At 67.9% G+C, this 16310-nt stretch carries 7 protein-coding genes; 3 read left to right on the top strand and 4 right to left on the bottom strand.

All coding sequences use genetic code 11. The annotated features are described in order from the left end of the window. The 3 genes from AC5Y4D_RS26525 to AC5Y4D_RS26515 form a co-directional block, all read right to left on the bottom strand. On the bottom strand, positions 1 to 3836 hold a 3836-nt coding region (locus AC5Y4D_RS26525; protein WP_500038667.1), incomplete at its 3' end, for a PE family protein. A 574-nt stretch (positions 3837 to 4410) separates the two neighbouring features. Beyond that, positions 4411 to 4866, bottom strand: a complete 456-nt coding sequence (locus AC5Y4D_RS26520) for a hypothetical protein (RefSeq protein WP_499989789.1) — start codon at positions 4864 to 4866, stop codon at positions 4411 to 4413. Continuing rightward, entirely contained in the window at positions 4863 to 5471 is a 609-nt protein-coding gene (locus tag AC5Y4D_RS26515; RefSeq protein WP_499989788.1) for a ParA family protein, read from the bottom strand. Before AC5Y4D_RS26515 ends, AC5Y4D_RS26520 begins: the two co-directional genes overlap by 4 nt. A 594-nt stretch (positions 5472 to 6065) precedes the next feature. On the opposite strand from AC5Y4D_RS26515, the gene AC5Y4D_RS26510 reads away from it, so the two are divergent. Then, a complete protein-coding gene (locus AC5Y4D_RS26510; RefSeq protein ID WP_500038666.1) occupies positions 6066 to 9506 on the top strand; it encodes a TM0106 family RecB-like putative nuclease in 3441 nt (1146 codons plus the stop codon). Between the two features lie 4 nt (positions 9507 to 9510). Here the strand turns inward: AC5Y4D_RS26510 and AC5Y4D_RS26505 are convergent, their stop codons facing one another. Further along, positions 9511 to 11283 carry a DHA2 family efflux MFS transporter permease subunit gene (locus AC5Y4D_RS26505; protein ID WP_500038665.1) on the bottom strand — a complete coding sequence of 591 codons (1773 nt, stop codon included), beginning with the start codon at positions 11281 to 11283 and terminating at the stop codon, positions 9511 to 9513. A 219-nt stretch (positions 11284 to 11502) separates the two neighbouring features. Here AC5Y4D_RS26505 and AC5Y4D_RS26500 point away from each other — a divergent pair, with 219 nt between their 5' ends. Together AC5Y4D_RS26500 and AC5Y4D_RS26495 are read left to right on the top strand one after the other, a co-directional pair. After that, entirely contained in the window at positions 11503 to 12255 is a 753-nt protein-coding gene (locus AC5Y4D_RS26500; RefSeq protein ID WP_500038664.1) for a hypothetical protein, read from the top strand. 182 nt (positions 12256 to 12437) lie between these two features. After that, positions 12438 to 16205 carry a multifunctional oxoglutarate decarboxylase/oxoglutarate dehydrogenase thiamine pyrophosphate-binding subunit/dihydrolipoyllysine-residue succinyltransferase subunit gene (locus tag AC5Y4D_RS26495; RefSeq protein ID WP_500038663.1) on the top strand — a complete coding sequence of 1256 codons (3768 nt, stop codon included), beginning with the start codon at positions 12438 to 12440 and terminating at the stop codon, positions 16203 to 16205. Positions 16206 to 16310: the final 105 nt, after the last annotated feature.

The following is a 16310-nucleotide window of genomic DNA, read 5'->3' as shown; positions in this document are numbered from 1 at the left end:
CCGCCGCCGCCGGTACCGCCGTTCTTGCCGTCACCACCGGCGCCGCCCTGAGACGTGCCGCTGGCTTCAGCGCCGGTCCCACCGGCAGCGATAGATGCACCACTGCCGTTGCCGCCGTGACCGCCGCCGTCGGCGTTGCCGCCGTTACCACCGGTGGACGTGCCGTGCGCCGTCCCGCCGGGACCGCCGGCGTCGCCGGTGACACCCACGACCTGCGTCGTCTTGCCGCTCTGAATGTCGGATTGGCCGCCTTTACCGCCGACGCTGTTGGCGCCGGTGGCATCGCCGCCGTTTCCGGCGGTGGAATGACCGTACGACAAGCCTTGCGGCCCGGCCTCGAGCTCGCCGAACGAACCGTTGCCGCCGTGACCGCCATTGGTGCCGGCTCCGCCGTTACCACCGGTGGCGAAGGCTTCGAGTCCGGGGCCACCGATCGTGCCGCCGGGACCTGCGGTTCCGGTGCCGTCGACGACGAGGAGGCCGGCGCCGCCGTCGCCGCCGATTCCGTTTGTTCCGGTGCCGCCGTCGCCGCCCAGGGCGCTGGCCCCGATGACACTGCCGCCGTTGACGGTGCCGGTACCCGGGTCGAAGTAGATAGCGCCCGCTCCCGCGGTTCCGCCGGTGCCTCCGGCGATACCCGCGCCACCCAGGCCGCCGGTGGCGCTGCTGCCGGAGACGGTGCCGCCACCGGACGCCGCGACGTACCCTGCGCCGCCGGTCTGGCCGGTGCCGCCGTTGGTGCCGCCGGCTCCGCCTTGTCCACCCTTGGCGACGGTGTTGTCGGACACGCTGCTGCCGGTGCCGTCCGCGAAGATGCTGGCGGTGCCTCCACCGCCCCCGTGTCCGCCGGCCGAGGTGCCCGTGCCGTCGCCGCCTCGGCCACCGAGCCCGCCGATAGCGGAGCTCTCGGTGATGGATCCACCATTTGTGGCGCTGACTTGGGCAGCTCCGCCGTCGCCGCCAGTGCCGCCGCTGATGCCGTTCCCGCCTTTGCCGCCGTCGCCACCGCCACCGCTCCGCACGAGGGTGTCGGAAACGCCTTCGCCGGTGACGTTGACCAGGGCGGAGTTCCCGCCATTACCCCCGGTGCCGCCCACGCCGTCGCCGCCCTCGCCACCGGCTCCGCCGTTACCGCCCTGCACGGTCATGTCGGTGGAGACGGTGCCATTGAGCGGCACGAGCCTGGCGATACCGCCGTTTCCGCCGTGGCCACCCACCGCACCGTTCGTGCCGTTGATGCCGCCGTCACCACCGTTACCCCCGATCGAGGTGCCGTTCACGATTGGAGTGCCTAGGGGGGTGGTGTCGGTGTTGGCCGTCGTCCATGCGTAGCCACCGTCGCCGCCGCTACCGCCGAGTCCCGCACCTCCCTTGCCGCCGGTCGCGTGGCCGTCCGCACTGCCGAACAAGCCGCCGATCTGGGCGTCCCCGCCAGTGCCACCTTGCGCACCACCGGCACTCGCGCCGCCGCCGGCTCCACCGGTGGCCGTGCCGGTGGCCTGACCGTCGGCTCCGCCGGAGAGCAGCACTCCATACCCACCGGTGCCACCGTGGCCGCCGTTGGTGGCGTCGCCGCCGTTGCCGCCGGTCGCGTCGCCGTGGGAGATGCCGCCGACGTTGCTGCCGTAGCCGGCTTGGACTTCACCGCCGCTGAAAGCGGGGTTGTAAGCGTTGCCGCCGACGCTGCCGACGCCGGTGCCGCTGCCGCCGTTGCCGCCGGTGCCGGTTCCGCTGGCGATGCCATAGGTACGGGCGTTGACGTCACCGAGGCCGCCGTAGCCGCCGATGCCTCCGTTTATGCCGTCGCCACCCTTACCGCCGTAACCAAAGCCGCTGGCGTGGGCGTTCACACCGTTGGCAACGATCGCACCCTGCCCACCGTCGCCACCGGTGCCGGTACCGACGGCGGCACCGCCCATGCCGCCCTTGGCCGTACCCCCGGCGGTGCTGCCCGTGCCGTTGGCAGCGATCGTCGCCGCGCCGCCGGTGCCACCGTGACCGCCGGCTGCCGTGGAGCTGCCGTCGCCGCCGTGTCCGCCCTCACCGCCGGTCGCGGTACCGCTGACCGTGCCGGAGTCAGTGGCCTGGACGAGCGCACCACCCCCACCACCACCGCCGTAGCCGGGCCCGGTAGCAGTGCCGACAGCACCGGCTCCGCCGGCCCCACCGGTCTTCCCGACCGCGCCGGTACCGACGCTGGCGCCGGTCCCGCCGGCACCACCTGCGCCACCGTTGCCGTTTTCGCCGGTGCCGTGGCCATGGCCGCCCATTCCGCCGGTGCCACCGGTGCCGCCGGCCTGCGCCTGACCGATGTTGCTGAAGCTTTGGTTGCTGAACTGGCCCTGCCCGGCGCCCCCGCTACCACCGGCCCCGCCGGTGCCACCGCTGCCATTCGGGCCTCCTTCACCGCCGGTGCCGCCGTTACCACCGTGGCCCGCGGTGACTCCGCTACCACCGTCGGCGCCGGCGCCACCCTTCCCGCCGTCGCCGCCGTCGCCGAGTGCGCCGCCGGTACCACCGGTTCCGCCGTTACCACCGGTGCCGTTGCTCAACGGCGAGGCGAACGTGCCGAGCGCACCGTCGCCGCCCTTCCCACCGTCGCCGCCGCTGGTTGCCGCGGCACCCCCATGACCGGCCGCGCCCGGCGTTCCGGTGCCGGCCAATCCGCCGGTGCCGGCAGCGCCGCCGCTGCCGCCGGTGGCGTGCGGGGTGCCCGGATCGCCGCCGTGGCCACCGTGCCCGCCGTTGCCGTTGCTCAGCGGCGAGGCAAAAGTGCCGGTCGCGCCGGTGCCGCCGGTTCCGCCGAGGCCGGCATTTCCACCGTTACCCCCGTGTCCACCGTTGCCATTGGCGCCCGCAGAGCCGAACGCCCCACCGGCACCGCCGCCACCGCCGTTGCCGCCGTTGCCGGCGGCCCCGCCATTGCCGCCGTTGCCGGCGTCGCCGCCGACACCGGTACCCGTACCGGCGAAGCTGCCGGTTTCACCCGTGCCGCCGGTACCACCCGCGCCACCGTCGCCGCCGGCACCACCGGTCCCACCGGCCCCGCCGGAGGAGAAGAGTCCATGCGCTACACCGCCTGCGCCGCCATTCCCGCCCTGAGCGCCGGCGCCGCCATTACCCCCGATGGCACCGACGTTGTTGGTGGTGCCGATCGCGCCCGCTCCGCCGGCGCCGCCCATCCCGCCGGCTCCGCCGTTGCCCCACAGCCAACCACCGGCCCCACCGGTCCCGCCGCTGCCGCCGGCGGTGCCGTTAGCGCCGTTGGTGCCGGTCCATCCGGCTCCCCCGGTCCCGCCGGTGCCGCCAAATCCGAACAGGCCGGCGGATCCGCCAGCGCCGCCAGCGCCGCCGGGTGTGGTGGCTGTACCCGCCACACCGGAGCCACCATTACCTCCGTTACCCCAGAGCCAGCCGCCGTCGCCGCCGGCCTGTCCGGTCCCTGCCGCGCCGTTGACTCCGTCACCGATGAGCGCCCGCCCGGTAAGGAACTGGCTGGGGGCATTGATCACGCCGAGGATGTCCTGCTCCAGCGTTTGCAGCGGCGACGCCGCGGCGGCGTCGGCCGCCGCGTAGGCGAACCCACCGGAGTTCAAGGTCTGCACGAACTGGTTGTGGAACTGCGCGACCTGTGAGCTCAGCGCCTGGTATTCCTGGCCGAAGGTGCCGAACAGCGCCGAGATCGCCGCCGACACCTCGTCCTGAGCGGCCGCGGCGAGCTGGGTCGTGGAACCAGCAGCTGCCGCGTTCGCCGACGTGATCGCCGCTCCGATCCCGGTCAAGTCCACCGACGCGGCGGCCAATCCCTCAGGTACTGCGATCACATAAGAAGACATCTGCAACTCCCAACAGTTCGTGCTGACCAACTCGCCGCGGCCGGTGAAGACCATTCCGAAGACTACGCGCGATGTCCGTATTCATTGCCATTTTTCAACTGATTTTTTTGGCGCGGAATTCGGCCAGTAAACGCTCATGAATCATGATTTATGGAAGTACATATGTGCATATATACGAGTGTCAGTGTGCCCATAATGATGGCTGGAAATGCTGGCGCAATTATTTCTTGAAGCGGTGCGCTACAGCATTTGCTACAACGCCTCTGAACACGCTTATTCGGGCAGTTCCCAATTAGCTACATGACCGGAGTTCGCTTCGTCGGCCACGCGCGTTAATATGGATGAGCATATTCATCTGCCATAGCAGCCAGTCGGTTAAGGATTTTGTTACTGCGCACCGGGCCGGCGCGCCCGCTCGACCGGTTGAAGTGGTCAAGCGCGGGCCGAGGCAAGCCCGGCGGGAATTCGCTCACCGGCGCAAAATAAGCATTATCAGGGACCCGGCCTGATCGCAGCATCGCGTCGCCCGGGACACCTCGGTCCGGCAGCAGCAGCCGGCCTCGCGGCCGGCGAATTAACCCAGCTCGGTGTAGGTCTGCAAGAGGGCAGCGACTACCAACGCTTGCAGACTCGTCTGCTCATCAGCGGCCAACCGCTTCAGCGCGCGGTGCAGGTCGCGCGGCAAGTCGAGCGTGGTCCGGCTACCACCACTAGCGCCGCGGTGAACCATCGACGCCCGCGCCAAACCCACCGGATCCTGCAGTCCCGATTTGATGGCGACGCGAATCAGTTCACCCATGGTGGTCTCGCAGTCCAGTGCGCGCCGTTTAAGGGCGGTACGCATCGCTGGATGCAGGTGCAGCGTGGTGCGCATTGCCTCGTGCACCAGTGACGGCGTCGACGGCATCGCGCGTGCCGCAGCGTCATAGCCCTGGAACGCACTGGCCGCCCGCGCGGTCGCCGCGGCTCCGGTCGGCCGGCGGATCACCGCGGCGCGCACCACGTCCGCTACCGAAACTTTCTCGTTCATAACGTTGCGGCCTCCCCCTCGATCCATGCCGCCGCCCTCAGTTCGTCGAAGACGTTCTCATAGTCTCGCAGATGCGCCGGAATGGCCCGGCCGAACGCACGCTCGATCGTTATCAGGTGCCGCACACTGCTGCGCAGCACGGGCGCACTTGCCTCGATCAACGCCCGCGGCATCTCCGTCGCCTCGACTTTCCGCTTGTCCACCAGGGTCAGCAGAATCGTCGTGGCACGGTGCTGGGTGATGTCCAGCGTCGGCCACAGTCGGTCGATGTCCGCAGCGCGCACCCCGGTCGGGATGATCACCAGGTCGGCGACATCGATCGCCGCATCAATCGCCGCCGCCACTCCCGGTGGACTATCCACCAAGATCAGCTCGCCGGGCCCGCTGACCAACGCTCGCACGCCGGCCGCCGTCCCCAGGCTGACATCGAACGGCAACGGCGCCCCCAGATGAGCCGCCCGATCGGCCCATGACGACGCCGATCCTTGCGGGTCAGCGTCCACGACACGTACCGCAACCCCCCGTTGCACGGCCGTCGCGGCCAAGAACATCGCCGTCGTCGTCTTCCCGACACCGCCCTTGGTATGTACAAGTGACCAGATCACATCTCTCCGAAAACCTCACGCGTCACCTAGGTACTGCCCGAACACGGCAGATAAGGCCGACGTCTCATCTGAACCCGCCGATTGACTTACCCCGACGCGCAGGAATGCCGAGAGACCCCACGAGGGGGACGCTACGCGGTTGCCTATGAATTTTGTATGTCTTTCCACGATTCTTTTGTGGAAACCTGCAAGGTCTGCTCATGGGCTTCTCGACGCACAGCAGCAAACTCGGCGACAGAAGGACCCGCCGCGGCTCGAGCAGCCTGGCCCAGCGCCCGCGGGAATCGCCCCCGGACCGAGACGATCCCTCACATCCGCGGTAGCCTACCAGCCGCTACCTGCGGTGATGCGGTGCGAGTTGCCGGTCGGATGCGCTGCCCTGCTATTTACTTGCGGCGGTACATCAGCCCGTTCGTATGGGGCGGTGCTTTGCATGGGGCTGAGACGGCTCGCCGTTTTCCGCTAACGTCAATTTCCGGGATGCATTAAGCGAAGCGCTTGAACTGCAGCGTCAAATTGGGGGTGGTCTGGTGCCGGCGCGGGTGACCGTTACACCGGACGCCCGCGGGCCGGGACGCGACTGTGCGGCGTCGGATGTCGTACCCCCGACCTACAGTTGCCGCTGTGTTCTTCGCCGACGGCAACCTCGTCTACAGCGCATCGGATCTCGCGTCCGCCGCGCGGTGCGAGTATGCGCTGTTACGGGATCTCGACGCCCAGCTCGGTCGGTGTCCCGCGCCCGCTGTCGAGGACGACTTGCTGGCCCGCACGGCCGCGCTCGGCGAGCAGCATGAACACCGCCGGCTGGATCGGCTGCGCGCGCAGTTCGGCGACGAAATCGCCGTCATCGGTCGCCCCGCCTACACGTACGCCGGGCTGAGCGCTGCCGCCGAAGCCACCCGACGCGCCATCGCCGAGCGCGCTCCGGTGGTGTATCAGGCTGCCATGTTCGACGGCCGCTTCGTCGGTTTCGCCGACTTCCTGATTCGCGACGGTGAGCAGTACCGCGTCACCGACACCAAACTTGCCCGTTCCCCCAAAGTCACCGCGCTGCTACAACTGGCGGCTTACGCCGACGCACTCAGCGCGGCCGGGGTACCGGTCGCGGCCGAGGCTGAGCTGGAACTCGGCAACGGCACCGCGGTGTCCTACCGCGTCAGCGACCTGATCCCGGTTTATCGCGCCCAGCGCGCCCATCTACAACGTCTGCTCGACGATCACCACGCCGCCGGGCACGCGGTGCGCTGGGACGACGACAGCGTGCAGGGCTGTTTCCGCTGTGCGCTGTGCGTCGAGCAGTTGCGGGCATCCGACGACCTGCTGATGGTCGCCGGCATGCGGGTCAGCCAACGCGAAAAGCTGATCAGCGCCGGCATCACCACCATCGGCAAGCTGGCCAACAACAGTGACCCGGTGCGGGACCTGGCCGCACCGGCACTCGGCAAGCTGACGGCGCAAGCCAAACTGCAACTGCTGCAACGTGATACTGAAACACCGACGTATGAACTCGCCGACCCGCAGCCCCTGGCGCTGTTGCCCGAGCCCAATGCCGGCGACCTGTTCTTCGACTTCGAGGGCGATCCGCTGTGGACCGCCGACGGCCAGCAGTGGGGGCTGGAATATCTATTCGGCGTCCTGGAAGCCACGCCGGCAGGCCAGTTCCGTCCGCTGTGGGCACACAACCCGGTGGAGGAACGCCAGGCGCTCAAGGACTTCTTGGCAATGGTGGCCAAACGCCGCAAGCGCTATCCCGGCATGCACATCTATCACTACGCGGCGTATGAGAGGACCGCGCTACTGCGGCTGGCCGGGCGCTACGGCGTCGGGGAGGACGAGGTCGACGATCTGCTCCGCAATGGTGTGCTTGTTGACCTTTATCCGTTGGTGCGCAAGAGCATTCGGGTGGGCGCGGAGTCTCTCAGCCTCAAGGCGCTGGAGCCGCTGTACATGGGCAGTGAATTGCGCCGCGGCGAGGTCACCACCGCATCCGCCTCGATCACCGCCTACGCGCAGTACTGCGAGAAGTTGGCCGCCGGCCGCGCCGACGAAGCCGCCGCCGTGCTCAAGGAGATCGAGGAATACAACCACTACGACTGCCTGTCGACCCGCAAACTGCGCGACTGGCTGGTCATCCTGGCCTGGGAATCCGGTGTCACACCGATGGGCGTGCAACCGGTGCCCCAACGCGACGCCATCAAAAGCGACGATCAACTCGCAACGACACTGGCCAGGTTCACCGGCGACGCCGCGATCGCCGACCGCACCGCAGCACAGACGGCGGTGGCGCTGCTGTCCGCGGCGCGCGGCTATCACCAGCGCGAGGACAAGCCGTTCTGGTGGTCACACTTCGACCGGCTGAACTATCCCGTCGACGAATGGGCCGACGACACAGACGTTTTCGTGGTAGAAGACACTTCGCTCGTCGCCGACTGGCATACCCCGCCGCGCGCCCGAAAACCGCAGCGGCATCTCCAGTTGATCGGCGAACTGGCCCGCGGCGACCTCAAAGGCGATGTGTTCGCGCTCTACGAGCCACCCGCGCCGACCGGCATGGCCGCCGACCCGGACCGCCGGGGCGCCGCACCCGCCAAGATCGTCGACGTCGACGACCCAAGCCTGCCCACCAAGGTCACCATCCTGGAGCGAACAGGCAAGGACGGCAACACATTCGACCACCGGCCGTTCGCGCTCACGCCCGGCCCGCCGGTACAGACTACTGTGCTGCGCGAGTCCATCGCAGCGACCGCGCAGCTGATCGCCGACGGGCTGCCGCAACTGCCGCGCACCGCGTTGTCCGACGTGCTGCTGCGCCATCCGCCCCACACCCATGGCGGAGTTGCGCTGCCGCGCAGCACCGACGTCATCGCCGACATCACCACGGCGACACGCAACCTGGACTCGTCGTATCTGGCGGTGCACGGCCCGCCCGGAACGGGCAAGACCTACACCGCCGCCCGGGTGATCCAGCAGCTGGTGGTCGAACACGGGTGGCGCATCGGTGTCGTCGCCCAATCGCACGCGGCGGTGGAGAACGTGTTGGGCTGCACGATCGAGGCCGGTCTGGATCCGGCACTGGTCGCCAAGAGAGGTGGCGACCGCGCCGCAGCGCGCTGGCAGGATATCGACGCCAGCGAATACCCTGCCTTCATCGCCGGACACGCCGGCTGCGTGATCGGCGGCACCGCCTGGGATTTCGCCAACGCCAACCGGGTGCCGCCCGGCAGCCTGGATCTATTGGTCATCGACGAGGCGGGACAGTTCTGCCTGGCCAACACCATTGCCGTAGCACCGGCGGCAACCAACCTGCTGCTGCTCGGCGATCCCCAGCAACTGCCGCAGGTCAGCCAGGGCACCCATCCCGAACCGGTGGACATCTCCGCGCTGGAATGGCTGGTCGACGGCCAGCGCACGCTGCCCGACGAGCGCGGCTACTTCTTGGACCTCTCCTACCGGATGCATCCCGACGTGTGCGCGGCCGTCTCGAAGTTGTCCTACGAGGGCCGTTTACACTCCCACGCCGAGAGCACCACCGCGCGCCGGCTAGCCGGCTCCGAACCCGGTTTGCGCGTGCTTCCCGTTGCACACCACGGCAATTCGACCGAGAGCGCCGAAGAGGCGGAAGCGATCGCGGTGGAGATTCAGGGCCTGCTGGACCGTATGTGGACCGACGAGAAAGGCCCCCGCCCGCTCGGCCCACGCGATGTGATGGTGCTGGCCCCGTACAACGCCCAGGTAGCACTGATCCGGCAGCGATTGGCCGGGGTCGGGCTCGACGACGTCCGGGTGGGCACCGTCGACAAATTTCAGGGTGGCCAGGCACCGGTGGTGTTCATCTCGATGACAGCTTCGTCGATCGAGGACGTACCGCGCGGAATCTCGTTTCTGCTCAACCGAAATCGGCTCAACGTGGCCATCAGCAGGGCGCAGTACGCGGCGGTGATCGTCCGCTCGGAGACGCTGACCCAGTACCTGCCCGCGACACCGGCCGGGTTGCTGGAACTGGGCGCGTTCCTGGCGCTGACGGGGGGTGGTTGAGCGACTACGGCAATTCACGCGGCGACGCCGCAGGCGATTCGAGATGAGAACCGTTGCGGGAGAGTCCGTTCGACCCGTGACCGAAACCCACAACGGCCGCCTGCGGTGGCGCTTCGTGCGGATCGCGCGACCAGTCGTCGGCGGTCGGCGGGCGTCGACTCAGGGCGACCACCGGCTTGGTATCGGACTCGTCGGCGCAGAACGGCTCCCGACGGAGGATGTACTCGACGTACTCGTCGTCGTCCTCCTCCTCGTAGGCCTCGTCGTCGTCTCCAAGGGCGTAGCCGGCCAAGCTGTCGTGTTCAGGCGGACGCCCGCCGGGCCGGGCGGCTCCGGCCAGAAGGAGCGCGGCGATGATCCCGAACAATGCGACGAACGCCGGCAACAGCATCGACTGCGCCATCGCGGCCGAGAACGGCTCGCGCAGAAACACCGGCAGTTGCAGGTTGGTGTCATCGGGTACCGCCCCGGATCCGCCGCCGGGCAATTCCGCGCCGATCCGCGCCGTCATGAACGCGGCCATGCCCGCACTGCCCAGCACCGCGGCCAGTTGCCGGGTGGCGTTGTACACACCCGAGCCGGCACCCGCCTGTTCCGGCGGCAGATTGCGGGTCGCGGTGGCGGCCAGCGGCGACCAGATGAAGGCCATCGAGGCGCCCAAAGTCAGGAACGCCAGCACCAATCGCCAGATCGGCGTGGCCGGGTCCAAGTCGAACGACAGCCACGTCAGAGAGATCGCCAGCACCGAAAAACCGAAACCCAGCATCGGCACCGGATGGGTCCGGTCGATGAACCTGCCGACGATGGGCGCCAGCACCCCGCTGGCGATCGCCATCGGTGCGAGCAGCAGCGCCGACCGCGTCGGCGACAACCCGCACACCGACTGCGCATAGAACGTCACCGGGAGCATCGTCGCGGTGACCGCGAACGAGATGATGGCCACCCCGATGTTGCACACGCTGAAGTCCCGGTCGCGGAAGATGTCCAGCGGCACCAGCGGTGCGCGGTGATAGACCGACTGCCAGTAGACGAACGCCGACATGAACCCGACGCCGGCGACCAGCACCGCCCAGATCCACGGCGCCCAGTGCGCCGACTGTCCCTCCTGCAGGCCGAAGACGAGCAAGAACATCCCGATCCCGGACAGCGCGACGCCGACGAGATCGAACCGGCGCGAATGCACCGGCAGCGCCGGCACCAGCCACGCTGCCAACGCCACGGCGACGATCCCGACGGGGACGTTGACGAAGAAGATCCACTGCCACCCGAGAGTGTCGACCAGCATGCCGCCCGCCAACGGGCCGACCAGGCTGGCGACCCCGGCGGTGGCACCCCACATGCTCATCGCCGCCCCGCGACGGTGAGCCGGGAAGATCCGGGTGATCGTGGACAACGTCTGCGGGGTGAGCACCCCGGCCCCGACGCCCTGCACCACCCGAGCGGCGATCAGCATCGAAGCGGTGCCGGCCAGTCCGCACCACACCGACGCCGCGGTGAAGATCACCAGCCCCACCAAATAAAGGTTCTTCGGACCGAACCGGTCGCCGAGTCGCCCCGCGACCAGCAACACCACGGCGTACCCCAGTAGGTACGCACTGGTCACCCAGATCACCGTGCCGTACCCGATGTGGAGCTGGGCCATGATCGTCGGGTTGGCCACGGCCACGATGGTCGAGTCCACCATGATCATGAAGAAGCCCAGGATCATCGCCCACAGCGCAGCCCACGGGTTTGCGGAGTAGTTGCCCCCGGCCACCCGGCTGGTCGCTGTGCTCATGCGCGCCTCGTCTCGAAGCCTCGGTTCAATCCAGCCCGCATTATTCCTCGCTGCGCAGTCCGTTCGCGACGCCAGGGGAGGTGTGAGGCGCCGGCGGCCGGGAACACATTCGTCGAGTCACAGCGTTTCCCAGTGGAGTCTGTGAAGGTTTTGCACCCGGCACGCTTTTTGATGCATGGACGCTAGCCTGGGGAGACGCCCTTGGGAGAGAGAGGCACCATGTTCTTTCGACGCAAGAAGTCGACACCGGAGCAGGCCGGCGACAGCCCCGGCCGGCCGAAGCTGTCCTCGCGGGCTTTGGCGCAGGTCATCGAACGCAGTTCGCACGTCCAGGGACCGGCAGCCGAGGCCTACGTGAGCCGCCTGCGGCACGCCTCCCCGGGTGCCGACCCGGCCGAGATCGTCGGCCGCCTCGAGAAGCGCTACATCTCGGTGGTGACGGCCAGCGGCGCGGCGATCGGCGCGACCGCGACCTTCCCCGGCATCGGCACCATTGCCGCGCTGTCCGCGGCCGCCGGCGAAACGGCGGTGTTTCTGGAGACCACCGCCCTGTTCGTGCTGGCGCTCGCCTCGGTGTACGGCATTCCGCTCGACGAACGAGAACGCCGTCGCGCACTGATCCTGGCGGTTCTGGCCGGCGACAGCAGCACGGGTGCGGTCTCCGACCTGATCGGCCCGGGCCGGACCAAGGGCGGCTGGGTGTCGGAGAGCATGGCCTCGCTACCGCTGCCCGCGCTGTCGAAGTTCAACACCCGGATGCTCAAGTACGTGATGAAGCGCTTCGCCCTCAAACGCGGCGCGCTGATGTTCGGCAAGCTCATGCCCATCGGGATCGGCGCCATCATCGGCGCCATCGGCAACCGGGTCGTCAGCAAGAAGATCGTCGGTAACGCGCGATCGGCGTTCGGCCCGCCGCCGGGGCGTTGGCCGGTGACGCTGCACCTGCTGCCACCGGTTCGGGACGCCAGCTGATGGGCTGCCCCGGTCTCGCTGGCTAATCGCAGGCAAAGCGCTAGCCTTTATGGGTCACAAGAGGTCGGAAAGCCGGACCCGACCACCCAGGGTGTGAGGCGGCCGGCCAAGCCGGGACGCACAACGTCGCAGGCGTCGCGTTAAACGTCTGCAGGACAGAAGAATTGAGGCGAACAGCGGCCGTGGCCAATATAAGTTCACCATTCGGGCAAAACGAGTGGCTGGTCGAGGAGATGTACCGCAAGTTCCGCGACGACCCCTCCTCGGTCGATCCCAGCTGGCATGAATTCCTCGTCGACTACAACCCCGAGGCCACTCACGACGACGCCGCTCAGAGCGACGCGGCGCCAGCCAGCCCTGCCCCCGCGAAGGACAAACCCGCCCCGGAATCGAAGTCCGCGCCGCAAGCCGCTAAGCCCGCAGTGCAACCGGCCAAAAGCACCGCGGCGTCAGGCAACGGTGCGCCAGCCCCCAAGCCCGCGCCGGAAGCCAAGGCCCCCTCCAAGGCTCCCACCAAGGCCCCCACCAAGGCCGCCGCGCCCCCGCCCGGCGAGGGTGACGAGGTGCAGGTGCTGCGCGGAGCCGCTGCTGCCGTCGTCAAGAACATGTCGGCGTCACTGGAGGTGCCGACGGCGACCAGCGTGCGGGCCATCCCGGCCAAGCTGCTCATCGACAACCGGATCGTCATCAACAACCAGCTCAAGCGCACCCGCGGCGGCAAGATCTCGTTCACCCACCTGCTGGGGTACGCGCTGGTGCAGGCGGTCAAGCAATTCCCGAACCTGAACCGTCACTATGCCGAGGTCGACGGCAAACCGAACGCCGTCACCCCAGCCCACACGAATCTGGGTCTGGCCATCGACCTACAGGGCAAGGACGGCAAGCGCTCGCTGGTGGTGGCCGGTATCAAGGGCTGCGAGGAGTTGCGGTTCGCCGAGTTCGTCTCCGCCTACGAAGACATCGTGCGCCGCGCCCGCGACGGCAAGCTGACCGCCGAAGACTTTGCCGGAGTGACGATTTCGTTGACCAACCCGGGAACGATCGGCACCGTGCACTCGGTGCCGCGGCTGATGGCCGGTCAGGGTGCCATCATCGGTGTGGGTGCGATGGAGTACCCCGCCGAATTCCAGGGCGCCAGTCCCGAGCGCATCGCCGAACTGGGCATCGGCAAGCTGATCACCCTCACCTCGACCTACGACCACCGCATCATCCAGGGCGCGGAATCCGGTGACTTCCTGCGCACCATCCACGAGATGCTGCTCTCGGACGGCTTCTGGGACGAGATCTTCCGCGAACTGAGCATTCCGTATCTGCCGGTGCGGTGGAGCACGGACAACCCGGACTCGATCGTCGACAAGAACGCCCGCGTGATGAACCTGATCGCGGCGTACCGCAACCGCGGCCACCTGATGGCCGACATCGACCCGTTGCGCCTGGACAGCACCCGCTTCCGCAGCCACCCAGACCTGGAAGTGCTCACCCACGGGCTGACGCTGTGGGACCTCGACCGGGTGTTCAAGGTCAGCGGATTCGCCGGGGCTGAATACAAGAAACTGCGCGACGTGCTGGGCCTGTTGCGCGACGCGTACTGCCGCCACATCGGCGTGGAGTACACCCACATCCTCGACCCCGAGCAACTGCGCTGGCTGGAACAACGGGTTGAGACCAAGCACGTCAAACCGACTGTGGCGCAACAGAAATACATCCTGAGCCGGCTGAATGCCGCCGAGGCGTTCGAGACCTTCCTGCAGACCAAGTACGTCGGGCAGAAGCGGTTCTCGCTGGAGGGCGCCGAAAGCGTCATCCCGATGATGGACGCCGCGATCGACCAGTGCGCCGAGCACGGGCTGGACGAAGTGGTGATCGCGATGCCGCACCGCGGCCGGCTCAATGTGCTGGCCAATATCGTCGGCAAGCCGTACTCGCAGATCTTCAGCGAGTTCGAGGGCAACCTGAACCCGTCACAGGCACACGGTTCCGGCGACGTGAAATACCACCTGGGCGCGGCCGGGGTGTATTTCCAGATGTTCGGCGACAACGACATCAAGGTGTCGCTGACCGCCAACCCGTCGCACCTGGAAGCCGTCGACCCGGTGCTGGAAGGTCTGGTGCGGGCCAAGCAGGATCTGCTCGACCACGGCTCGTCGGACACCGACGAGGCGAAGGCGTTCTCGGTGGTGCCGCTGATGCTGCACGGCGACGCGGCGTTCGCCGGCCAGGGCGTGGTCGCCGAGACGCTGAACCTGGCGCACCTGCCCGGTTACCGCGTCGGCGGCACCATCCACATCATCGTCAACAATCAGATCGGCTTCACCACCGCGCCGGAGTACTCACGCTCCAGCGAATACTGCACCGACGTCGCGAAGATGATCGGCGCCCCGATCTTCCACGTCAACGGCGACGATCCCGAGGCGTGCGTGTGGGTGGCTCAGTTGGCCGTGGACTTCCGGCAGCGGTTCAAGAAAGACGTCATCATCGACATGCTGTGCTACCGCCGTCGCGGTCACAACGAGGGTGACGACCCGTCGATGACGAACCCCTACATGTACGACGTCGTGGACAACAAGCGCGGCGTCCGCAAGAGCTACACCGAAGCCCTGATCGGCCGCGGCGACATCTCGCTCAAAGAAGCCGAAGACGCCTTGCGGGACTATCAGGGCCAGCTGGAGCGGGTATTCAACGAGGTCCGCGAACTGGAGAAACACGGCGCGCTGCCCAGCGAGTCGGTGGAAGCCGACCAGATGATCCCGGCCGGACTGGACACCTCGGTGGACAAATCACTGCTGGCCCGCATCGGCGACGCGTTCCTGGCGCTGCCCGAGGACTTCACCGCACATCCGCGGGTGCAACCGGTGTTGGAGAAGCGTCGGGAGATGGCCTACGAGGGCAAGATCGACTGGGCCTTCGGGGAGTTGCTCGCACTGGGATCGCTGGTGGCCGAGGGCAAGCTGGTCCGGTTCTCCGGGCAGGACACCCGCCGCGGCACCTTCTCACAACGGCATTCGGTGATCATCGACCGCAGTACCGGCGCAGAGTTCACCCCGCTGCAACTGTTGGCCGTGAACAAGGACGGCGCCCCTACCGGCGGCAAATTCCTGGTCTACGACAGCCCGCTGTCGGAATATGCCGCGGTGGGCTTCGAATACGGCTACACGGTGGGCAACCCGGAGGCCGTGGTGCTGTGGGAAGCGCAGTTCGGCGACTTCGTCAACGGCGCGCAGTCCATCATCGACGAATTCATCAGCTCCGGTGAAGCCAAGTGGGGCCAGCTGTCCACCGTGGTGCTGCTGCTGCCGCACGGACACGAGGGGCAGGGTCCCGACCACACGTCGGGCCGCATCGAGCGCTTCCTGCAGCTGTGGGCCGAGGGTTCGATGACGATCGCGGTGCCGTCGACCCCGGCCAACTACTTCCACCTGTTGCGCCGGCACGCGATGGACGGCGTGATGCGCCCGCTGATCGTGTTCACCCCGAAGTCGATGCTGCGCAACAAGGCCGCGGTCAGCGACATCAGGGACTTCACCGAGATGAAGTTCCGCTCGGTGCTCGAGGAATCCACCTACGAGGACGGCGACGGTGACCGCAGCAAGGTCAGCCGGATCCTGCTGACCAGCGGCAAGCTCTATTACGAGCTGGCGGCCCGCAAAGCCAAGGACAAGCGCGACGACGTCGCGATCGTCCGCGTGGAGCAGCTCGCGCCGCTGCCCCGCCGTCGGCTCGAGGAGACGCTGGACCGCTACGAGAACGCCAAGCAGTACTTCTGGGTCCAGGAGGAACCCGCCAACCAGGGTGCGTGGCCGTCGCTGGGTCTGACGCTGCCCGAGGTGCTGCCGGAGAAGCTCGGTGGGATCAAGCGGATCTCGCGGCGGGCGATGTCGGCGCCGTCGTCGGGCTCGTCGAAGGTGCATGCGGTCGAGCAGCAGGAGATCATCGACACCGCTTTTGCCTAGCGCGAACAGCTAACCAGGGGGCTGCGCCTCGCCGTGGAGGATGAAAATTCTGCGGTGTGGTTCGGCTTGGTCGGGCGGTTGCGTTAGCGCTGGTCCGGGTTGACC

The organism is Mycobacterium sp. NGS67 (assembly GCF_059812185.1).
This window is presented reverse-complemented; position numbering and strand designations above follow the sequence as displayed.